The following is a 20,193-nucleotide window of genomic DNA, read 5'->3' on the forward strand; positions in this document are numbered from 1 at the left end:
AGAGATTTCGTCGTCCTACGGCGAGGCGTCAGCGGTGACCGCGTACCTCCCGCCATGTCGAACCCAGGTGGGCGGGCCGGCTGATTCCCGGAGTTGACGTTTGACCGTCTTGAAGGTGGCCGTGTCCGGTAGTTCGCGGGTCAGGCGCACGCGGTGCGGCCACTGTTTGGGTCCGAGATCGCTCTGGCGGCTCAGGAAGTCGGTGAATTCGTCGGCGTCGAGGCTCCGGTCGACCACCAGCACCGCCTCGATCTCGTCGCCGATCTCCACCGCCACGCCGTATACCGCTACCTGACGAACCATCGGATGCCTCAGTAGGATTCGTTCGATCGGTCCGGTGCCCAGGTTCTCGCCGTCGACGCGCAGCCAGTCGCCGAGCCGCCCGGCGAAGTGTAGGTAGCCGGCTTCATCGACCCAGGCGAGGTCTCCGGTGTGATAGACGCCGCCGCGCATCCGGTCGGCGGATGCGTCCGGATCGTTGTAATAGCCGCTGAACAGGCCTGGGCCCGAGGAATTCACGATCTCACCGACCTCGCCGACGGGTACCGGATCGCCGGATTCTGGGTCGACGACGGCGGTCGGCGCCCGCAGCGGACCCAACGCGTCCGGGGGAGTGTCGGGCGTGCGGGTGATGGCGACTCCACCCTCGGTGGAGCCGAATCCGTCGACGACCCGACATCCGAATCGGTCGGCGAAGCAGGCGCGGTCGGCTGCTGATGCCTCGTTGCCGTACATGATGCGAAGCGTGTTGTCGGCGTCGTCCGCTCGTTCCGGGGTGCTCAAGATGTAGTTCAGTGGCTTGCCGACATAGTTGGCAAAGGTCACTCCGTACCGTCGCACGTCGGGAAGGAAACCGCTCGCGGAGAAGCGGTCTCGGAGTGCGACGGATGCGCCGCCGGCCAACGCCACCGACCACCCCGCGATGACGGCATTGGAGTGGAACATCGGCATCGACAGATAGATGACATCGTCTCGGCCGATGTCGAAACGGTCGGCGAGCATTCGGCCACTCTCGGCGAACTTCCGCTGGGTGCACCGAACGGCCTTTGGATCGCCGGTTGTCCCGGATGTGAAGATGAGCATCATCATGTCGTCGGGTGCGGGGGTCTCGACGTCGCCTGGGTCAACCCGGCGGTTGGCCTCTCCGCCGAACCGGCGGTGCGGGTCGTCGATGACCGGGATCCCCACGTCGACGCCGTCGAGGAGGTGGCGGCTTGCGCTGTCGGTCACCACGATCTGGCAGTCGGCACGAGCGATGTCGGCGGCCAGGGACTCGCCGCGGCGAGTCGTGTTGAGACCTACCAGTACGAAGGAACCCAGCGCGGCGGCGCCGAGGAGAACACTGAACTCGGGGGTGTTCTCCATCAATACCCCGACGTGCGGGGGTGCGTCGTGCGGCAACAACTCGCGCACCGCAGTTCCCCACGACCGTGATGCGGCGACATGGTCTCGCCAGGACATGAACCCGTCGTCGTGGTGCAGGCCGCGGTCGTCGACGTCGTCGACCGCGTGGAGCAGGTCGGCGAGGGTCACGCCGGGGTGGCGGCCAGGTCGGCGCCGATCGCGGCAAGCACCACCGGTGCCGAACCGAGGGTGAACTCGTTCTGCTTGGCGCGTAGGAAGTACCGATGTACCGGATGGCTGGTATCCAGGCCGACGCCGCCATGCACGTGCACGGTGGTGTGCGCGATCCGATGTCCGGCTTCGGCGGCCCAGAACTTGGCGGTCGAGATGGCGGTACGCAGATCGGTCTCGCTGCCGGTGGGGGCGTCGGAATGGAAGTTGGCGAGCATCCACGCCGCCTGGATGGTGGTCAGCGACAACCCTTGGGCATCGATGTAGCCGTCGGCGAGCCGCTGGGCGACTGCCTGGAACGAGCCGATCGCGCGACCGAATTGTTCGCGTTCCCGGGCGTATTCGGCGGTGAGTTCCAGGGCGCGGGAGATGATGCCGGACTGTTCGGCGCAGACGGCCAAGGTCAGGCGTTCGGCGACATCACGTACGGCGGCCACCCCACCCTCGAGTACCCATGCGGTGTCGACGACTGCTTCGGTGAAGTCGACCTGACCGGTGGGGATCTTGCCGGTGGACGACTCGGCGCGGACGGTGACACCGGCTGTCTCGCGGGGCACAAGCACCGCCAGCGGTCCGTCGGGCCCGGCCGCGTTGACCACGAAGACGTGCGCGGCCTCGGCGTAGGGCACGTTGATCTTGGTGCCGGTGATCGTGATGCGTGCGTCGTCGACCACCGCGGTGGCCGTGGGTGCGGCCACGTCGACGCCGAGATCCTCCTCGAAGGCAACCGTGAGGATCTGTTCGCCACCGGCTGCCGGGCCGATCACCGAATCACGCAGCGCCCGAGAGCCGCGGTTGGCAGCCACCGGTAGGGCGGCGCAGGCGTGCGCGGCGAAAGGCACCTGCGCGATCGCGCGGCCGAGTTCCTCGGCGACGACGGTGTTCTCGATGGCGCTCAGGTCGCCGCCGCGTTCGCCCGCCAGCGAGGATGCGACCTCGAGGCCGAGCAACCCGGCCGCGCCGAGCTCGCGCCAGAGCTCGGCGTCGACCGGGGCGCCGGATTCCTCCAGCGTGGCGACCCGTTCGGGGGTGCTGATCGTGGTGACGATGTCGCGAGTGAGTCCGCGGACGTCGTCGGCGGTCTCGGGGTAGGTGAAGTCCATGGTGGGGGCCTTCTTTCGGGAGGGTGAGTTCAGCGCCGAGCGGCGGGGAGGCCCAGGGCGAGCATCCCGATGATGTCGCGCTGGATCTCGTTGGTGCCGCCGCCGAAGGTGAGGATGAGCGAGGTGCGCTGGAAGCGTTCGAGGCGGCCGTTGAGGTGAGCGCCCGCGGACCCCTGACGCAGGGTGGCCGCGGGCCCGACCACCTCCATCAGCAGTCGATAGGCCTCGGTGGCGAACTCGGTGCCGAACACCTTGGTCGCCGACGCGTCGGCGGGACTCGGCGACCCGCCGGAGGCGGCGATGGAAGCGATCTTCCAGTTGATCAGCTTCAAGAACTCGACCTTGGCGTGCACCCGCGCGAGGTTGGCCTGCACCCACGGTGCGTCGATGACCCGCTGGCCGTCGCCGGTCTTGGTGTGCTGGGCCCAGTCGATGGTCTCGCGCAGCGCGGTCTGGATCGGGGCGGCGCTACACAACGCGACACGTTCGTGATTGAGCTGGTTGGTGACCAGCGACCAGCCGCCGCCTTCCTCGCCGACGCGGGCAGTGACCGGCACGCGGACATCGGAGTAATAGGTGGCGCTGGTGTCGACACCGGCCATCGTGTGCACCGGGGTGTAGTCGAAACCGTCGGCGGTGGTGGGCACGATGATCATCGAGATGCCCTTGTGCTTCTTGCCGCCGGGCTCCAGGGTGGTGGGATCGGTGCGGCAGGCCAGCCAGATGTAGTCGGCGTAGGGGACCAGACTCGTCCACATCTTCTGTCCGTTGATGACGTAGTCGTCGCCATCCCGGATCGCGGTGGTGCGCAGCGCGGCGAGGTCGGTGCCCGCGCCTGGTTCGGAATAGCCGATGGAGAAGTGCAGCTGACCTGCGGCGATCTTGGGGAGAAAGAACGACTTCTGCTCTTCGGTGCCGTAATGCATGATCGTGGGTGCCACCGAGTTGATGGTCAGGAAGGGTACCGGCGCGCCGGCGATCGCCGCCTCGTCGGTGAAGATCAACTGATCCATCATCGAGCGGTTCTGACCGCCGTACTCGGTGGGCCATCCCAGCGCGAGCCAGCCGTCGGCGCCCATCTGGGCGACCACGTCGCGATAGGCGTCGCCCTCACCGAGTTCACCGCCGTCGCCCCCGCTGAGCGCGGCGCGGCGTTCGTCGGTCATCAATCCGGCAAAATATGACCGGAGCTCCCGGCGGAGGTCGGCCTGTTGATCGGTGTAGGCGATACGCATCGGGGTCTCCGTGTCATAGTGGACAGCCGTGTGGCGGCGGGCACATGCTCGCCAACTTCTGAAACACGTTCTAACCTGTAGATCACAACCCGTCAACCAGACGAAGAGTCGGGAGAAGGAGTTCGGTATGCGAATCAAGGCAGATTTCGACCTGTGCGAGTCCAACGCCGTGTGTGTGGGTATGGCGCCGGACGTCTTCGACCTCGACGACAACGACTACCTGGTGATTCTCAAGGAAGATGTCACACCCGAGCGTGAGGAGGAGATGCGCCAGGTGGTGGCCAGCTGCCCCAAGTCTGCGCTGTCGCTCGAGTGAGTCCGGCTGGGCAATTCTGACCAACCGGTTCCGGTTGCCGCGCGTTCGTGCTAGAACAGGTTCTAGTTTTTGAATCCTTTGGGAAAGGGTGAGGCGTGAGCCGGTCGTTGGACGGACGTGTGGCGGTGGTGACGGGTGCCGGTGGCGGACTCGGGCGTGCGGAGGCCATCGGCCTCGCCGCCGAGGGGGCGACGGTGATCGTCAACGATCTCGCCGCGTCGCTGGACGTCAGCGACGTGATCGACGTGATCGGCTCCGCCGGTGGGCGTGCGGTCCCGGTGGCCGGTGACATCGCCGACTCGGCCACCGCCACCGAGATCATGCGCACCGCCACCGGTGACCTCGGCGGTCTCGACATCGTGATGAGCAATGCGGGCATCACCCGCGACAAGATGCTCTTCAACATGACCGACGACGAGTGGGACCTGGTGATCCGGGTGCACCTCCGGGGGCATTTCCTGCTCAACCGCAATGCCGCAAGCCACTGGCGCAGCGCCTCCAAGGCGTCCGGTGCGCCGGTCTACGGTCGGCTGATCAACACCGCATCCGAGGCCGGTCTGCTCGGCCCGGGCGGGCAGGCGAACTACGCCGCCGCCAAGTCCGGCATCATCGCGCTGACCGTCTCCGCCTCGCGGGCGCTGGCTCGTTACGGGGTCATGGCCAACGCCATCTGCCCGCGCGCCCGGACGTCGATGACGTCGGATGTGTTCGGTGACGCCCCGGCCGACGGGGTCGACCCACTCGGACCCGAGCACGTCGTCACCTTGGTGAAATATCTGGCCGGGCCCGACGCCGCCAACATCAGCGGGCAGGTCTTCGTCGTCTATGGCGGCAAGGTGATGTTGATGGCCGCCCCGACGGTCGAGGAGACCTTCAGCGCGGTCGGTGATGCGTGGGATGACGCCGACCTGACCAAGACTCTGACCAGCTACTTTTCCGGTCGAGACGCGGCACGGTCGTTCTCTGCGAGTGAACTGGTCGACTGACCAATTATCTCGCGCAGTGCGTGATAGGTTCGCGGTGTTCGACGGGGCGGGCACTTTCGGCGGGTAGCAACCCGGGGGGTTAGGAGTGTTGGTGTTCGAGAAGCTCGCGACGCCCATGGCAGGCGTTGGAGACTTCGTCGCGCTGGGGGTGGAATCGTCTCGGGAGCTGCTTCGTCGTCCATTCCAGTGGCGTGAGACCGTCGAACAGTCGTGGGCCATCGCGCGGGTCTCCATGGTGCCGACGCTGCTGGTCGCCATCCCGTTCACGGTGCTCGTCAGTTTCACGCTGAACATCCTCTTGCGCGAGATCGGCGCCCAGGACCTGTCCGGGGCGGGTGCCGCCTTGGGCACCATCACCCAGATCGGACCGATCGTCACCGTGCTCATCGTCGCTGGTGCGGGTGCCACTGCGATCTGCGCCGACCTCGGCGCGCGCACCATCCGTGAAGAGATCGACGCGATGAAGGTGCTCGGCATCAACCCGATCCACCGACTCGTCGTCCCGCGCATCATCGCCTCGACCGGCGTCGCGATCCTGCTCAACAGCCTGGTCTGCACCATCGGCATCGGCGGCGGATTCATGTTCTCGGTGTTCCTGCAGGACGTGAACCCGGGTGCGTTCATCGCGAACCTGACGTTGCTCACGGGCTTCGGCGAACTGATGATCTCCATGGTCAAGGCCGCATTGTTCGGCCTGTTCGCCGGGATGGTCGGCTGCTACCAGGGGCTCAACGTCAAAGGCGGCGCCAAAGGTGTCGGCGATGCGGTCAACGAGACCGTCGTTTATTCGTTCATGGCGCTGTTCGTGGTGAACGTGGTGGTCACCGCGGTCGGTCTCAAGGCGACGGCGGGCTGAGCGATGGTTCTTCCGTTCACCACCCGCCTGCGCAGCGCCCGGGTCGCGGTCAAACGCGCCGGCGAGGACTGGGACCAGATCGGCGATCAGGCGCTGTTCTACTGGGACAGCATCATCGCCATCCCGCGTGCCCTCAAGCACTACAAGAAGGAGACGCTACGGCTGATCGCCGAGATCTCCATGGGTACCGGCGCGCTGGCGATGATCGGCGGCACCGTGGTGGTGGTCGGCTTCCTGACGCTGTTCACCGGCGGCACCATCGCGGTGCAGGGTTACAGCTCGTTGGCCAACATCGGCGTCGAGGCGCTCACCGGCTTCTTCTCCGCGTTCATCAACGTCCGCATCGCGGTGCCGGTGATCGCCGGTATCGCCCTGGCCGCCACCATCGGCGCCGGCGCGACCGCGCAACTCGGCGCGATGCGGGTCAGTGAAGAGATCGACGCGCTGGAGACGATGGCGATCTCGTCCATCCCATACCTGGTCAGCACTCGGATCGTTGCCGGCCTCATCGCGATCATCCCGCTGTACTCACTGGCCTCGCTGGCCTCGTTCCTGGCCAGCCGGTTTGCGACGGTGTTCCTCTACGGGCAGTCGCCCGGCGTCTACGACCACTACTTCAACACCTTCCTGATCCCGTCGGACATCCTGTGGTCGTTCGTGCAGGCGATCTGTATGGCGGTCGCGGTGATGCTGATCCACACCTACTACGGCTACAACGCCTCGGGCGGCCCGGTGGGTGTGGGCGTGGCCGTCGGCAACGCCGTGCGGGCATCGTTGGTCGTGGTCGTGGTGATCACCCTGCTCACCTCGCTCGCCATCTACGGCGTCGACGGCAAGTTCAACCTGGCGGGATAGGGCCGGAACAGACATGGCACGACGACAAGAGCGCAGCAGAGGTGTTCGGCGTACCGCCGCAGTCATCATGGTCGGCGGACTCGTCGCGATCATCGCGGCCGCCTCGGGACAGTTCCTCGGCTGGTTCGGCTCCACGCAGACGGTGACCGTGCAGGCGCCGCGGGCGGGACTGGTGATGAGCCCCGACGCCAAGGTCCGGTTGCGTGGGGTGCCCGTCGGCCGAGTCGAGGAGATCGACACCGGCGGGGACGAGGCCGTCCTGACGCTGAGCATCGACTCCGACCAGATGAGCCAGATTCCGGGCAATGTTGGTGCCGACATCAAGTCCAACACGGTGTTCGGTGCCAAGGCGGTCAATCTGGTGGTGCCGGAGTCGGGGCCGAGTGGTCGGCTCCAACCCGATCAGACCATCACCGCCGACCACGTCGTGGTGGAACTCAACACCGTGTACCAACAGCTGGTGAACGTGCTCGCCGAGCTGCAGCCGGAGAAGCTCAACTCCGTTGTCGGTGCGGTCAACACCGCATTGGCCGGGCACGGCGACGAGGTGGGGGCGGCGCTCGAGCAGCTGTCGAACCTGCTGGCCAAGACCAACAAAGAGCTACCCGAACTCAACGAGCTGATCCGGCAGACCGCGGCCACCACCAATGTGTACGCCGACGCGATGCCCGACCTGATGCGCACCGTCGACAACGTGACCTACCTGGGCAACACCCTGGTCGCCAACTCCGCCAATCTCGATGCACTGCTCATCAACGCGACCGGGATGGCCGACACAATCAACGGCGAACTCGCGCCGTCGAAGCAGACGCTGATCTCCGCACTCACCAACCTGGACCCGGTGTCGCAACTGTTGGGCTATCAGTCACCGGGTATCGAGTGTTTTCTGACCACGTCGGCGGTGTCGGCGGACCTGGCCAAGCCCTACTTCGGCGGCAAGAACGGCAACCTGTTGCTGTACGCCGGTCTGTTGCCCGGCAAGGAGCCCTACACCTACCCGGAGAGTCTGCCCCGCGTCGATGCGGCGGGTCCGCCGACGTGTGCGGGCGGCTTGAGCGACCCGACCACCAAGGTGCACTCCGACTTCTATGTGACCGACAACGCGCCGGTGCCGTATCAGCCCCGGACCAAACCGAAAGCCAACCGCGAGAAATTGTTCCAACTGCTGTTCGGGGAGCCAGGGCGTGGATAATCGTGCGCGCGCGTTTCGCGCGACCGTCATCAAGCTCGGTGCGTTCGCCATCGTCATGGTCCTGGTGTTCGTCGGGCTCGTGGTGGTCTTCAGCAACTATCGGTCCGGCAAGTCCGACGACTACCGGGCAGTGTTCACCAGTGCCTCGGCGATGAAATCCGGCAGCAAGGTCAAGATCGCCGGGGTGGAGGTCGGCCAGGTGTCGGGGGTGTCACTGACCCGCGACAACGATGCCGAGGTCGAGTTCTCGGTGGACCGCGAGTACCGACTCCCGTCGTCGGTGCGCGCGCTGATCCGCTACGAGAACCTCACCGGCGACCGGTATCTGGAGCTCGAACAGGGCAGTGGGTCCGCCGGTGAGTACCTGTCGCCCGGTGATCAGATCCCGGTCGATCAGACCGAGCCGGCGTTGGATCTCGACAAACTCCTCGGCGGTTTCAAACCGTTGTTCCGCACGCTCGATCCGGATGAGGTCAACGAGTTGTCGGCCTCGATCGTGGCGGTGTTCCAGGGGCAGGGCCCGGCGTTGAACAAGTTGCTGGCCGACACCGCGTCGTTCACCGGCGCGCTCGCCGACCGCGACCAATTGATCGATCAGGTCATCGACAACCTCAACACCACCCTGAGCACCCTCGACGGTGACCGGACCGGCCTCGACAGCAGTATCGATCAACTGCAGCAGTTGGCCTCGGGGCTCGCCGAACAGCGTGGGGTCATCGGGAACTCGCTGACCCAGACGTCGAAGGTGACCAACGGTCTGGCCGACCTGCTGCAGACCACCCGGCCCGACCTCCAGCAGATGGTCGCCAACACCGGCAGCACATCGCAGGAACTGCTCAACGCCGAACCGTATCTGCGGTCGCTGATCCCGCGGTTGCCCAACGACTACAAGATGCTGTCCAACCTGGGCTCCTACGGCGCCTGGTTGCAAATCTACTTCTGCCGAATCCGGTTGCTGCTCACCGGTCCCGGCGGCAAACAGTACTTCTTCACGTCCAACGACGTGATGGGTGACACGACCAAGGCAGGCGGGAGGTGCGCGGCGCAATGACCGGACCGTTCGGCAGGCTCTTCAGCAGCCAGCGCAGCGAGTCGACGGAGGCCGAGGTCTCCCGCGAGGCCAAACGTGGCGGACGCAGCCGCGCCGGTATCGGCGTCATCGGCGTGGTGGTGACCACTCTCGTCGTGGTGGTCGCGATGCAGATGGACAACCTGCCCTATCTCCGCCCGATCAGTTCCTACACCGCCTATTTCGACGACGCCGGCGGCCTGGTCACCGGTGACATCGTGACGGTCGCGGGCGTCAACGTCGGCACCGTGCAGAACATCGAACTCGCTCCGACCGACGACGGCACCAAGGCGGCGGTGACGTTCCGGCTGAACGACACCGTGGTCCTGGGCACCGAGACGCAGGCGGCCATCAAGACCGAGACGGTGCTCGGTCGGCGGAATCTGACCATCCTGCCGCACGGTACCGGCCGGATCGAACCCGGTGGAGAAATCCCGAACGGCAACACCGTCGCACCCTATTCGCTCACCGATGCCCTCGACGACGCCACCACCACGCTGTCGGAGACCGACACCGACCAACTCAACGAGGCGCTGACCACAGTGTCGGCGGCGTTCGCCGAGACCCCCGACCAGGTGCAGGACGCGGTCGACGGAGTGGGGCGGTTGTCGAAGGCGATCGCCGACCGCGATAACACCCTGCGCGAACTGCTCGCCAAGGCCAATGGCGTGACGAAGATCCTCGGCGACCGCAACCAACAGATCAACTCGCTTCTGGTGGACACGAATTCGTTGCTCGGCGAGCTGCAGATGCGTCGTGCGGCGATCGCCGAGCTGATCACCGGCGCCCGTGACGTGTCCGCGCAGATCAGCGGATTCATCGCCGACAACAACGAACAGCTGACGCCCACGCTGGAGAAACTCGACGGTGTGCTCGACATCCTGAACGACAACGAGCAGAGCCTGCGCGAGACCATCGACCGGCTCGGACCGTACGCGAACGCGCTGGGCGAAGCCGTCGCCAACGGTCCGAACTTCGACTCTCTGGTGGGTGTATCAACCTTCGGCGACTACACCGCGACCTTCCTCAAGGTGCTGCAACAGAAGTACCCGGAGGCAGCGAAGGCATTCAGCTACAGCGGATTCCCGCTGCTGCCGAACGCCTGGAGCGAAGCGCCACCGGCCGGCAGTCGGCCAGAATCGCCCAAGCCCCCGCCCGCGACCTATCCGACACCACCGCCGACGAGTTCGAGATCAGGAGGCTAGCGCGATGACCAAACGTGTCCTCCAGGTGGTCGCCGGCGTCGTGCTCATCGCGCTCGTCGCGGTCGCCGCCTACCTCGGCTTCACCAAGGCGACGACGAAGTCGGTGACCGCCTACTTCCCATCGGCCACCGGCCTCTACAACGGAGATCCGGTGCGGGTGCTCGGCGTCGACGTCGGCAGCGTCACCTCCATCACACCCCGCGAAGGCGATGTGCGGGTGCAGATGTCGATTGACCGTGACACCCCGATCCCGGCGGACGCCAAGGCGGTCGTGGTGGCCCAGAGCCTGGTCTCCGGACGTTTCATCCAGCTGACCCCGGTGTACTCCGAGGGTCCCCAGCTCAACGACGGCGACGCCATCCCGATGAAACGCACAGCCGTCCCGATGGAGTGGGACGACGTGAAGAAGCAACTCGGTGAGCTGACCGAGGCGGTCGGTCCGCAGGGGGCCGAACCGGGCACCGCCGCCACCGCCATCGACGTGTTCGAACAGAATCTCAACGGCAACGGCGCCGCGATCAACCAGTCGATCACCGAATTGTCGGACGTGATGGACACTCTCGCCGCCGGACGCGGAGACCTGTTCGCGACCATCCGCAGTCTGCAGAAACTCACCGATGCGCTGTCGGACAGCCACGAACAGCTCGTGCAGTTCAACGGGCGCATCGCCTCGGTCAGTGATGTGTTGGCCGACAACACCGATGCGCTCGACGGTGCGCTGCACAACCTCGACTCGGCGATGACCGACATCCAGGGCTTCATCGCGCAGAACAAGGATGCGTTGACGACGTCGGTGTCCGATCTCGCCCAGACGACCTCGATCCTGGCCGACAAGGACGAACAGCTGCGGGGCCTGCTGCATTCAGCACCCAACCAGCTCGCCAACTTCTACAACATCTACAACCCGCTGACCGGATCGCTCTCGGGTGTGTTCGGTCTCGGCATGGGCAACAACCTCATCACGCTGCTGTGCGGCACCATGGACGCCAACAACCGGCCGGGCCAGAGTCAGGCCGACGTCGAACATTGTGTGGATGTGCTCGCGCCGATGCTGTCGACCATCGCCGTGGCCTACCCACCGTTCATGACCAACCCGGTCACCGGCATCAACGCCACTCCCGATCAGATCACCTACCAGAACGCGAGTGTGAAAGCGCGCGCGCAGGCCGGGGTCCGGGCACAGGACGCCCAGACGCGACGAGACAACGGCGGCGGTGCCCTCGGTGATCTTCTCGTCCCGTGGGGAGCCGAGGGATGACCGGGTCGATGATGCGGCAGGTGCGCCTGCTGGTGGTGTTCGCCACGGTGATCGTGGCCGCCACCGCGTGCGGATTCTCCGGGCTCAACAGCCTGCCGGTACCGGGCGCGCAGGGAACCGGCAACGGCGCTTACCAGATCAGCGCGGTGCTGCCCAATGCCGCAGGGCTGGTGAGCAACGCGCCGGTGATGATCGACGACGTCACCGTCGGCTCTGTCGGTGACATCGAGGTGCGGGATTGGAATGCCGAGCTCGACATCCGTCTCGACAAAGGTGTGCGGATACCCCAGGGTTCACATGTGATGGTCGGGATGACCAGCGTCCTGGGTTCGACCCACCTGCAGATCGTCGAACCCGACTCTTATGACGGGTACATGGCGCCCGGGGACCAGATCCCGCTGCCGGCCTGCCCGGAGTCGCCGAACATCGCGGCGCCGACGACCGCCCCGCCGGAGCCCGACATCAACTCCGCACAGCAGGTGCCAGGGTGCTCCTATCCGACCACCGAGCAGGTGCTGAGCTCGCTGTCGGTGGTGCTCAACGGTGGTGGGCTCTCGCAGTTCGGCGACGTCGTGCACGAGATGGATGCCATCTTCGGTGGTCGGCAAGAGCAGATCCGCGCCCTCGTGCCGCGGCTGAATGTGCTCGTCGCCGACCTGAATCGGCAGCGAGGCAACATCATCCGGGCGATGGAAGGCCTTGACCGGATGACCGCCGCGATCAACGAACAGACCCCGACGGTGGAGAAGGCGCTAGCGGATGCCCCGGCGATCCTGTCGCTGCTCAATGATCAGCGACAGCAGTTCGTCACCGCACTCGATTCGCTGGGCCGGCTGTCGAAGACCACCAACGACGTGCTCGACGCCAACTCCGACGACATCGAGACCATCGTCGCGAATCTGGGCCGGGTGCTCGAGCAGACGGCCGCCGCAGGCCCGGCACTGCCCGGGTCGTTGAAGATCCTGCTGACCTTCCCGTTCCTGGAGGAAGCCATCCCCACGATCGTCAAGGGCGACTACGTGAACTCGGATCTGGTGCTGGACCTGACCTTCGAGAGTCTCAACAACACGATCTTCCGGTCGGTCGGCGCCGTCGGACCCGAGGCCGTCGCCGGCACACCCGCCGGTGCCGCCAAGCGCGGGCTGGACCCGTTCACCTCACCGCTGACCCCGGGCGGGGAGCGACGTCCGGACTCCGACGAGCCCGTTCCCGCGCCGGCCGCCACGCCCAGCGCAACGACACCCCAGCGTGGTTCGGGAGGTGGCAACTGATGAAGATCACGCGGTTCGTCCGCATCCAGCTGATCATCTTCGCGGTCGTCACCGTGGTGGCGATGGTCGCGATGGCGATCTACTACGTGCGGATTCCGTCGATGGTCGGCATCGGGCGCTATCAGGTGGAACTCAACCTGCCCAGCACCGGTGGCCTGTATCAGAACGCGAATGTCAGCTACCGCGGCGTCAACGTGGGCAAGGTGGAGTCGGTGCGGCTCACCGAGAACGGTGTGCAGGCGACACTGTCGATCGACAGTGACACCAAGGTCCCGGCGTCGTCGCAGGCAGCGGTGCGCAGTGTGTCGGCCGTCGGCGAGCAGTACGTGGAGTTCACGCCGCGTGACGACGGACCGAGTGGAAACCTTCACGACGGGTCTGTTGTCACCAGCGACGATGTGCCGGTGGAGATCTCGTCGGTACTCGATCAGGCCAATGCGCTGCTCGACAAGGTCGGGGACACCAAACTGCGCGCACTGATGGACGAGGCGTTCACCGCCTTCAACGGCACGGCCGAGGATCTGCGACGGCTGCTCGACTCGATGATCCTGTTGGTCGACGACGCGGACAAGAACTCCGATGTGACCATCGACCTGGTCCGGCAGGCGGGCCCACTGTTGGCGACGCAGTCGGCGACCGCAGACGACATCCGCTCGTGGACCGCCGATGTCACCGCCGTCACCGATCAGCTGCGCGCCAACAACCCGGAGATCACCGATCTGCTCGAGAAGGGGCCGACGACGGCGTCGCAAACCGAGCAGCTGTTCGCCTCGATGGATCAGACGCTCCCGCTGCTGATCTCGAATCTGGGTGTGGCGTCGAAGACTCTGGCGGTGTATCTGCCCAACCTCCAGCAGATCCTCGTCATCTATCCGCGGCTCATCGACGCCCTGCTCACCTCGCTCAACGCCGGTGATCCGCGATACGGCCCGAGCGTGATGTTCTCACTCGGCTTCCAGGATCCGCCGCCGTGCACGGTCGGCTTCCTGCCGCGCTCGGACTGGCGATTCCCGTCCGCGCAGACGGCGCGGGAGCTCCCGCCGGGCATGCTGTGCCGGGTGCCGCAGGACGCGCAGGTGGCGGTGCGCGGCGCGCGCAACTATCCGTGTGTGGAGTTCCCCGGGCGACGGGCACCGACCCCGGAGGAGTGTCGCACCGGTTACAAGCCGGAAGCCGGCACGAATGATGCCTTCCCGAACGGATTGCCCGGTGTTCGGCTGCCCAACGAACCGGCCGGTTACACCACGCCGGGGACACCGGCCGACCACGAGCCCGGGCCGGCCGTCTATGCCACCAGTTACGATCCCGAGACAGGAGATTTCATCGGACCGGACGGAAAGACCTACAACGCCGGTACCGGACAGAATTCGCAAGGACAAGACAGCACATGGCAGAGCCTGATAACGAAGACCGTCGAGGGCTGACCCCGCCGGCCGGGCAGACCGGGCCGGTGCGTCGCGCACCGCTGCGGCGGCCCCGGCGGCCGGGCGCCCGAGAGACGAAACCCGACGTCGGCGGCGAGAGCCCACCCCTGTCTCCCGATGAGCGCGAAAGTGGCCCTCTGGTCCCTGAGGAGCGAGCTCGCGAGCGTCACGAAGGGCCGGCCGACGAATTCACTGACCGCGGCGCCGGTGACATCGAGGCCGACCCGACCGAGGTCGAACAGCGTCTCGGCTATCGGGCACGGCGCAAACGGCGACGCTCGACCACCCGCCCGGCAGCGCCGAGCACGACCGACAGCGTGCGCTATCGCGGTGCCCGGCGTTCGCGTGGCTGGATTGTCGGTGGCGCGGTGGGTGTGGTGGTCCTCGTGGCGAGTGTGGTCGCAGCGGTGGTGTTTGCCGTCGGCATCGGCCGGATCACCGACGAACAGGAACTGCGCCAGGAGTACTCGACGTTCGCCCAACAGATGGTGGTGAATCTGACGTCGCTCAACGCCGACAACGTCGACGACGCGATGGCGACGTTGGAGGACAAGACCAGTGGCCGCGCGCATCAGCAGATGCAGGACTCGATGAAGCAGGCGGTGAGCCTGGTGCGGGATCAGAATCTCGACACCAAGTCCACCGTGATCTCCGACGCCGTGACACAGGCGACCGCCGACGAGGGCACCGTCATCCTGGTGTACGGCTGGCAGATGAAGCCGGAGAAACCCGACGAGCAGACCATCGTGCAGACCTTCCGCTGGCGCGTGCAGATCACGCGGATCAACGATGAACTGAAGATGACGAATTTCGAGTGGGTGACCTGATGCAGCTCACCACACGTAGATTGCTCGTGGCGGCCGCCGTCGTGGTCACCGTCGCATGTGTCTGTGTCGCAGGCTTTCTGGGTTATCGCTACAACGAATTGCGGCTCTCCGAGCAGGCGCGTGATTCCTCCTTGGCGGCCGCGAAGGGATATGCGACGACCATGTTCGGCTACACCCCCGATAACGTCGAAGAGCATGTCGCGCAGTCGAAACAGGTGCTCACCGGAGCAGCCAAACCGACGTACGAAGACCTGGTGACCAAGAACAACCTGGTGTCGGAGGTGCAGAAGCAGTTGGTCGTGTCCGAGGTGACGATCCAAGACGCCGGGGTGGTGACCAACACCGCCGACACGTCGCAGGTGCTGATCTTCATGAACCAGTCGGTGACGCGCGGCGGAAAAGAGCTCGTGCGAGTCGATCCCAGCCGTCTGACCTTCGACATGGTCGAACAGGACGGCCGATGGATGATCACCGGGATCGACGTGATCACCGACGATTCGTTCCGCAGCCGGATCGAGCAGACCGACACGCCACCGCCGGGTGCGGTCCCGTTGCCGGCCCCGAGTGCGCCTACATCGCCGACGCCGGCGGGCTGACCTTTTCGTGTATGACGTGGTTCTCGCGACCACCGGTGGTCGAGTAGGCCGACGCGCTAGCCGAGGTCGTATCGAGGTCACGTGAGGTGGTCTCGATACGCGACTCACTCCGTTCGCCGCTACTCGACCACCGGGGTAGCGTTCGCCGCTACTCGACCACCGGGGTTCCGCAGCACAACACAGAACCGGGGTCGACGACCTTGTGGCCGCCGACCCCGGTATCCCCTGTGAGAGATCAGGCTTGCGAGGTGTAACCCATCGGCATGAGGATGGACTTGTGTTCCAGGTAGGATTCGAGGCCTTCGCGGCCGTTCTCCCGGCCGATCCCGGAGTTCTTGTAGCCGCCGAACGGTGACGCGGGATCGATGGCATACCAGTTGATCCCGAGCGTTCCGGTGCGGATCTTCTTGGCCACCTGCACGCCACGCTCCACATCCGCTGTCCAGATCGAACCGGCCAGACCGTAGTCGGAGTCGTTGGCGATGGCGATCGCCTCGTCGACGTCGTCGTAGGCGATCACACTGATGACCGGGCCGAAGATCTCCTCACGCGCGATCGTCATGTCGTTGGTGACACCGGTGAAGATTGTCGGAGTCACATAGAAGCCGTTCTCCAGGCCCGCTGGGCGGGTGCCTTCGAGAACAGCGGTCGCGCCTTCGGCTTTGCCGGTGGCGACGTAGCCCTCCACCTTGTCGCGTTGCTTTTCGGTGATGATCGGGCCGAGCATCGTGCCCTCGGCGGTCGGAAGGCCCGGCGTGAACGTCTTGGCGGTGTCCACCATGGCGGCGACGATCTCGTCGTGCCGTGACCGCGGCACCAGCACCCGGGTCTGGGCGACGCATGCCTGCCCGGCGTTGATCAGGCCGGCGGAGAACACCAGCATGTGAATGTTGGCCGCGAGATCGACATCCTCGAGGACGATGGCCGCCGACTTACCGCCGAGCTCCAGCGAACAACGCTTGAGGTTCTCGCCGCAGCGCGCGGCGATGGCGCGACCGGCGGCCGTCGACCCGGTGAAGGTGATCTTGTCGACGTCGGGATGCTCGACGAGGGCTTTTCCGGTCTCCGGTCCGCCCGGCACCACCGATATCACTCCTTCGGGTACACCGGCTTCGACGAAGAGCTGCGCCAGCAGGTTCGCGTTGAGCGGGGTCTCCGGAGCCGGTTTCAACACGATCGAGCACCCCGCCGCCAGCGCCGGGCCGAACTTGTTGCACAGCAGGAACAGCGGCACGTTCCACGCGATGATCGCGCCGACGACACCGACCGGCTCGCGCGTCACCAGGGTCTCGCCGAACAGGCCGGTGCGTGTCTCCTCCCACGGGAAATCGGTTGCGGCGCCTGCGTAACCCTGTAGCACGCCGGTCGCCGGTAATTGTTGCAGGGTCGCGACGTCGGTGGGAGTGGCACCCATTTCCGCCGAGACCAGATTCGTGATGTCGCCGGTCCGCTCGTTGATCAGGTCGGCGGCGCGATTGAGCACGGCCGCGCGTTCGGCGGGTGCAGTGGCGCTCCAGACACCCGAGTCGAAGGCGGCACGCGCACGGGTGACCGCGGTGTCGACGTCGGTCTCGTCGGCGAGCGGAACCGAGCCGACACGTTCGCCGGTGGCGGGCGAGAACACCTCGAGCGTCTCGGTCGAATGCGGGTCGACCCACTGGCCACCGATGAACAGTTGCGGCTGGTCGCCGGCGCCGACAAGGGCGGATGCCGGACGGGACTCGACGGTCTCGGTCATAGATGTGCTCCTGAGTCGGGTGTGAACTACTCCACACCTGATACTAGAACACGTTCTAACTTTGTGGCCAGGGGCGTCCCAGGCGCATCGGTCACCGACCGAAGCGGATCATCGCGGTCAACCCCTCGACGACGTCGTCGAGCACCGCGAGTTGGGCCGTGACGGTGTCGCATTCGAGCAATCGCTGTCGGTCCGCCGGGCCGATCGGCAACCGCAGTGTCCAGGCGAACAACCCGTGCTCGACGACGTCGTCGACGTCGAAGTGCGGCAGACCCGCCGGGACCGCCTCCGGCCGTGTCTGCGCGACCTCGGTGACGAAGTCGGTCAGCCGGTCCCGCAGGTCGATGATGCGCGGGTGATCGTCGGCAGTGATGGCGGGTTCGGGCAGCCGCTCGGTGACGGCTCGTGGATAAGGGTCGTCGGGCAGCCATTCGGTCACCCGGAACCGCCCGGCTCCGGTGCAGGTCAGCGATGCCTGGCCATCGGCCTGCCGCAGCACATTGTCGATGCGCGCATACGTGCCGACCTCGTGGCGCACGTCGCCGCCACCCACCTCATGGCCGCGCGCGATCAACACCACACCGAAGAACCCGGCACCGTCGGACCGCTCGGCGCGACCCAGGCAGTCCGAGAGCATCTGCCGGTACCGTGGCTCGAAGATCCTCAGCGGCAACGGTTCACCGGGGATCAGCGCGGTGCCCAGCGGGAACATCGGTGTCACCGGCGGACCCTCCGGCGTCACAGGGCGGCCGTCATCGGTGTGCGAGGTTCGACGCCACCGTCAGGTCGACGGTTTGGCGTCGAGCACGACCTCGAACTCGAGCAGGTCGGCTCCGCTGGCGACGGGCTTGGCGCGCTCGCCGGAGTGTGCCTCGCGGGCGGGACCCGACGCCCACGCCTGAAAGTCCTCCTCGGTCTCCCAGTGCGTGACCACGAAGTAGCGGTCGTCGCCCTTGACCGGACGCAGCAGTTGGAATCCCAGGAAGCCCTTCGATCCGTCGACCGAATGAGCCCGATTGGCGAATCGCTTCTCGAGTTCGGGGCCGGCGCCTTCGGGGACCGAGATCGCGTTGATCTTCACAACAGACATGGCCACACCCTACTGGCATGCTGGAGGACGTCATCAGCAGTTCGTATCGGAGGCGGAGGTTCGTGATGGCGCGGGAGCGATTGACGCCGGGTCCGGAGCATCCCATCACCGTGGCGCCCGCGGATGGGCGGGTCGTGGTGCGCGCGGGTGACGCGGTGGTCGCCGACAGCGTGACCGCGCTGATCCTGCGGGAGGCGCACTACCCGCCGGTGGTCTACCTCCCCTTGTCCGACGTGGATTCATCGATGCTGCGTGAGAGTGCGACCACCACCTACTGCCCGTTCAAGGGGGAGGCGAACTACTACGACCTCGTCGTCGACGGCGGTGTGTTGCCAGATGCGCTCTGGGTGTACCGCGATCCCTACGACGCGGTCGCCACCATCGGCGGTCACGTCGCGTTCTACCCGGATCGGGTGCAGATCGAGACCGGCGTCGCGCGGGTCGGCTAGTTCGTCGCTGCCATACCCTGGAGTTCGTGACGACCGAGTACGTGGCGGGAACGGTGAGCAGGTCGGGCGATGCAGCGCCGGCAGTCCGGGAGACCGGGTTGCGTGATCATGGCGGGCCGGTCGACGTCGACGGACACGATGTTCGTGGAGTCGGTCCGATCGTGTTGCTGCACGGACTGATGGGGCGCGGACGGACCTGGCGTCGACAGATTCCGTGGCTACGTCGCCACGGCCGCGTCTTCACCTTCGACGCGGCCTTCCACACCGGCGCCGACGTCGCCGCACCCGACGATGTCGCCGAACTGAGTACCGAACGCTTTGTGGCCGACCTCGCCGAGATCCTCGTGTGGATCGATCAGGGGCCTGCGGTGCTCGTCGGCCATTCCATGGGCGGGCTGCACGCCTGGTGCACGGCGGCGGCGTATCCGGAGATGGTGTCGGCGTTGGTCATCGAAGATATGGCGCCGGATTTCCGTGGCCACACGACGCGGGACTGGACACCGTGGTTCGACTCCTGGCCGGAGCGATTCGGCTCTGTCGAGCAGGCCCAGCAGATGTTCGGTGAGGTAGCGGGGCGCTATTTTTTCGAGGCTTTCGACGACGGCCGGCTGCACGGCGATCTGCAGATCTGGACCGAGCTCGCCGAGGAGTGGGCCCGGCGCGACTTCTGGTCGCAGTGGCGGGCGGTCGACGTACCCAGTCTGCTCATCGAAGCCGGCAATTCGGTGACCCCGCCCGGGCAGATGCGCACCATGCGTTCGCTGCAGCAGTATGCCGACCATCTGTGCGTGGTGGGTGCGGGACATCTTGTGCACGACGACGCCCCGGACGTCTACCAGGGTGCGGTCGAGGCGTTCTTGTCGGCGTTGCCGAGGTGAGTGTTCTGGCGGCGGGTGCTGTGGTCTCGATACGCTGACTCGCCTAGCGGCTCGTCGGCTACTCGACCACCGGAGGGCGCGGGTCGTCGGCTACTCCCTGGATCGAGTAGCGAGATCGACCACCGGAGAGGTGGCTCCAATCGCTGGTCGATCTGTAAGGAAGGTTAGGTGAGGTGGCGTCGCTGACTGGCGTCGTGGGCGCTGGGTCGGGACGGTTTCGGGTCAGGACGCTTTCTCGAGGTGGACCTGGTAGCCGAGTTGTTTGAGTTG

Annotated in this window: 20 protein-coding genes; 14 read left to right on the top strand and 6 right to left on the bottom strand. The window is 66.0% G+C overall.

Annotated features, from left to right (window positions below):
* Positions 1–15: 15 nt before the first annotated feature.
* From L1892_RS22820 to L1892_RS22830, 3 genes are read right to left on the bottom strand one after another with little or no spacing between them, the layout of a single operon-like run.
* Positions 16–1,533 (bottom strand): long-chain-fatty-acid--CoA ligase, encoded by a 1,518-nt coding sequence (locus tag L1892_RS22820; RefSeq protein WP_235726071.1) that lies wholly within the window; start codon positions 1,531–1,533, stop codon positions 16–18.
* Positions 1,530–2,678 (bottom strand): acyl-CoA dehydrogenase family protein, encoded by a 1,149-nt coding sequence (locus tag L1892_RS22825; protein ID WP_235726072.1) that lies wholly within the window; start codon positions 2,676–2,678, stop codon positions 1,530–1,532. Before L1892_RS22825 ends, L1892_RS22820 begins: the two co-directional genes overlap by 4 nt.
* A 29-nt stretch (positions 2,679–2,707) precedes the next feature.
* Positions 2,708–3,913, bottom strand: a complete 1,206-nt coding sequence (locus tag L1892_RS22830) for an acyl-CoA dehydrogenase family protein (RefSeq protein WP_235726073.1) — start codon at positions 3,911–3,913, stop codon at positions 2,708–2,710.
* 127 nt (positions 3,914–4,040) lie between these two features.
* On the opposite strand from L1892_RS22830, the gene L1892_RS22835 reads away from it, so the two are divergent.
* From L1892_RS22835 to L1892_RS22890, 12 genes are all read left to right on the top strand, one after another.
* On the top strand, positions 4,041–4,229 hold the full coding sequence (locus L1892_RS22835; protein WP_235726074.1) for a ferredoxin: 189 nt from the start codon (positions 4,041–4,043) through the stop codon (positions 4,227–4,229).
* Positions 4,230–4,324: 95 nt separating this feature from the next.
* Positions 4,325–5,215 carry a 3-oxoacyl-ACP reductase gene (locus L1892_RS22840; protein ID WP_235726075.1) on the top strand — a complete coding sequence of 297 codons (891 nt, stop codon included), beginning with the start codon at positions 4,325–4,327 and terminating at the stop codon, positions 5,213–5,215.
* Positions 5,216–5,330: 115 nt separating this feature from the next.
* The gene (locus L1892_RS22845) at positions 5,331–6,071 is read left to right on the top strand and encodes an MlaE family ABC transporter permease (protein ID WP_268900602.1); all 741 of its coding nucleotides are present in this window, start codon (positions 5,331–5,333) and stop codon (positions 6,069–6,071) included.
* 3 nt (positions 6,072–6,074) lie between these two features.
* The gene (locus L1892_RS22850; RefSeq protein ID WP_235726077.1) at positions 6,075–6,926 is read left to right on the top strand and encodes an MlaE family ABC transporter permease; all 852 of its coding nucleotides are present in this window, start codon (positions 6,075–6,077) and stop codon (positions 6,924–6,926) included.
* A gap of 13 nt (positions 6,927–6,939) precedes the next feature.
* Positions 6,940–8,118 (top strand): MCE family protein, encoded by a 1,179-nt coding sequence (locus L1892_RS22855; RefSeq protein ID WP_235726078.1) that lies wholly within the window; start codon positions 6,940–6,942, stop codon positions 8,116–8,118.
* Positions 8,111–9,169, top strand: coding sequence for an MCE family protein (locus tag L1892_RS22860; RefSeq protein WP_235726079.1), 1,059 nt, complete (start codon positions 8,111–8,113; stop codon positions 9,167–9,169). The genes L1892_RS22855 and L1892_RS22860 overlap by 8 nt, the downstream gene beginning before the upstream one ends.
* A complete protein-coding gene (locus L1892_RS22865; protein ID WP_235726080.1) occupies positions 9,166–10,392 on the top strand; it encodes an MCE family protein in 1,227 nt (408 codons plus the stop codon). The genes L1892_RS22860 and L1892_RS22865 overlap by 4 nt, the downstream gene beginning before the upstream one ends.
* 4 nt (positions 10,393–10,396) lie before the next feature.
* Complete coding sequence (locus tag L1892_RS22870) at positions 10,397–11,650, top strand: MCE family protein (protein WP_235726081.1); 1,254 nt, start codon at positions 10,397–10,399, stop codon at positions 11,648–11,650.
* A complete protein-coding gene (locus L1892_RS22875) occupies positions 11,647–12,921 on the top strand; it encodes an MlaD family protein (protein WP_235726082.1) in 1,275 nt (424 codons plus the stop codon). The genes L1892_RS22870 and L1892_RS22875 overlap by 4 nt, the downstream gene beginning before the upstream one ends.
* Entirely contained in the window at positions 12,921–14,345 is a 1,425-nt protein-coding gene (locus tag L1892_RS22880; protein ID WP_235726083.1) for an MCE family protein, read from the top strand. The genes L1892_RS22875 and L1892_RS22880 overlap by 1 nt, the downstream gene beginning before the upstream one ends.
* A complete protein-coding gene (locus L1892_RS22885; protein ID WP_235726084.1) occupies positions 14,309–15,172 on the top strand; it encodes an Rv1363c family protein in 864 nt (287 codons plus the stop codon). The genes L1892_RS22880 and L1892_RS22885 overlap by 37 nt, the downstream gene beginning before the upstream one ends.
* On the top strand, positions 15,172–15,768 hold the full coding sequence (locus tag L1892_RS22890; RefSeq protein ID WP_235726085.1) for a hypothetical protein: 597 nt from the start codon (positions 15,172–15,174) through the stop codon (positions 15,766–15,768). The genes L1892_RS22885 and L1892_RS22890 overlap by 1 nt, the downstream gene beginning before the upstream one ends.
* 235 nt (positions 15,769–16,003) lie before the next feature.
* On the opposite strand, the gene L1892_RS22895 is transcribed toward L1892_RS22890, so the two are convergent.
* The 3 genes from L1892_RS22895 to L1892_RS22905 form a co-directional block, all read right to left on the bottom strand.
* Positions 16,004–17,506, bottom strand: coding sequence for an aldehyde dehydrogenase (locus tag L1892_RS22895; protein WP_235726086.1), 1,503 nt, complete (start codon positions 17,504–17,506; stop codon positions 16,004–16,006).
* Between the two features lie 91 nt (positions 17,507–17,597).
* Positions 17,598–18,218, bottom strand: a complete 621-nt coding sequence (locus L1892_RS22900) for an LON peptidase substrate-binding domain-containing protein (RefSeq protein WP_235726089.1) — start codon at positions 18,216–18,218, stop codon at positions 17,598–17,600.
* Between the two features lie 69 nt (positions 18,219–18,287).
* Positions 18,288–18,596 (bottom strand): antibiotic biosynthesis monooxygenase family protein, encoded by a 309-nt coding sequence (locus tag L1892_RS22905; RefSeq protein WP_235726087.1) that lies wholly within the window; start codon positions 18,594–18,596, stop codon positions 18,288–18,290.
* Between the two features lie 17 nt (positions 18,597–18,613).
* Here L1892_RS22905 and L1892_RS22910 point away from each other — a divergent pair, with 17 nt between their 5' ends.
* Together L1892_RS22910 and L1892_RS22915 are read left to right on the top strand one after the other, a co-directional pair.
* Positions 18,614–19,045 carry a DUF427 domain-containing protein gene (locus tag L1892_RS22910; protein ID WP_308191732.1) on the top strand — a complete coding sequence of 144 codons (432 nt, stop codon included), beginning with the start codon at positions 18,614–18,616 and terminating at the stop codon, positions 19,043–19,045.
* 41 nt (positions 19,046–19,086) lie between these two features.
* Entirely contained in the window at positions 19,087–19,923 is an 837-nt protein-coding gene (locus L1892_RS22915; RefSeq protein ID WP_372475439.1) for an alpha/beta fold hydrolase, read from the top strand.
* The last annotated feature ends 270 nt before the right edge of the window (positions 19,924–20,193 follow it).

The sequence above is a fragment of the Gordonia tangerina genome, from assembly GCF_021556435.1.
Classification (GTDB): Bacteria; Actinomycetota; Actinomycetes; order Mycobacteriales; family Mycobacteriaceae; genus Gordonia; species Gordonia tangerina.

What these genes read in the sequence shown, in the direction of transcription:
- L1892_RS22905 (WP_235726087.1), bottom strand. Translation starts at nt 18,596, where the DNA reads ATGTCTGTTGTGAAGATCAACGCGATCTCGGTCCCCGAAGGCGCCGGC.
- L1892_RS22835 (WP_235726074.1), top strand. Translation starts at nt 4,041, where the DNA reads ATGCGAATCAAGGCAGATTTCGACCTGTGCGAGTCCAACGCCGTGTGT.
- L1892_RS22850 (WP_235726077.1), top strand. Translation starts at nt 6,075, where the DNA reads ATGGTTCTTCCGTTCACCACCCGCCTGCGCAGCGCCCGGGTCGCGGTC.
- L1892_RS22880 (WP_235726083.1), top strand. Translation starts at nt 12,921, where the DNA reads ATGAAGATCACGCGGTTCGTCCGCATCCAGCTGATCATCTTCGCGGTC.
- L1892_RS22910 (WP_308191732.1), top strand. Translation starts at nt 18,614, where the DNA reads ATGCTGGAGGACGTCATCAGCAGTTCGTATCGGAGGCGGAGGTTCGTG.
- L1892_RS22870 (WP_235726081.1), top strand. Translation starts at nt 10,397, where the DNA reads ATGACCAAACGTGTCCTCCAGGTGGTCGCCGGCGTCGTGCTCATCGCG.
- L1892_RS22885 (WP_235726084.1), top strand. Translation starts at nt 14,309, where the DNA reads ATGGCAGAGCCTGATAACGAAGACCGTCGAGGGCTGACCCCGCCGGCC.
- L1892_RS22890 (WP_235726085.1), top strand. Translation starts at nt 15,172, where the DNA reads ATGCAGCTCACCACACGTAGATTGCTCGTGGCGGCCGCCGTCGTGGTC.
- L1892_RS22900 (WP_235726089.1), bottom strand. Translation starts at nt 18,218, where the DNA reads ATGTTCCCGCTGGGCACCGCGCTGATCCCCGGTGAACCGTTGCCGCTG.
- L1892_RS22830 (WP_235726073.1), bottom strand. Translation starts at nt 3,913, where the DNA reads ATGCGTATCGCCTACACCGATCAACAGGCCGACCTCCGCCGGGAGCTC.
- L1892_RS22845 (WP_268900602.1), top strand. Translation starts at nt 5,331, where the DNA reads ATGGCAGGCGTTGGAGACTTCGTCGCGCTGGGGGTGGAATCGTCTCGG.
- L1892_RS22825 (WP_235726072.1), bottom strand. Translation starts at nt 2,678, where the DNA reads ATGGACTTCACCTACCCCGAGACCGCCGACGACGTCCGCGGACTCACT.
- L1892_RS22895 (WP_235726086.1), bottom strand. Translation starts at nt 17,506, where the DNA reads ATGACCGAGACCGTCGAGTCCCGTCCGGCATCCGCCCTTGTCGGCGCC.
- L1892_RS22855 (WP_235726078.1), top strand. Translation starts at nt 6,940, where the DNA reads ATGGCACGACGACAAGAGCGCAGCAGAGGTGTTCGGCGTACCGCCGCA.
- L1892_RS22875 (WP_235726082.1), top strand. Translation starts at nt 11,647, where the DNA reads ATGACCGGGTCGATGATGCGGCAGGTGCGCCTGCTGGTGGTGTTCGCC.
- L1892_RS22865 (WP_235726080.1), top strand. Translation starts at nt 9,166, where the DNA reads ATGACCGGACCGTTCGGCAGGCTCTTCAGCAGCCAGCGCAGCGAGTCG.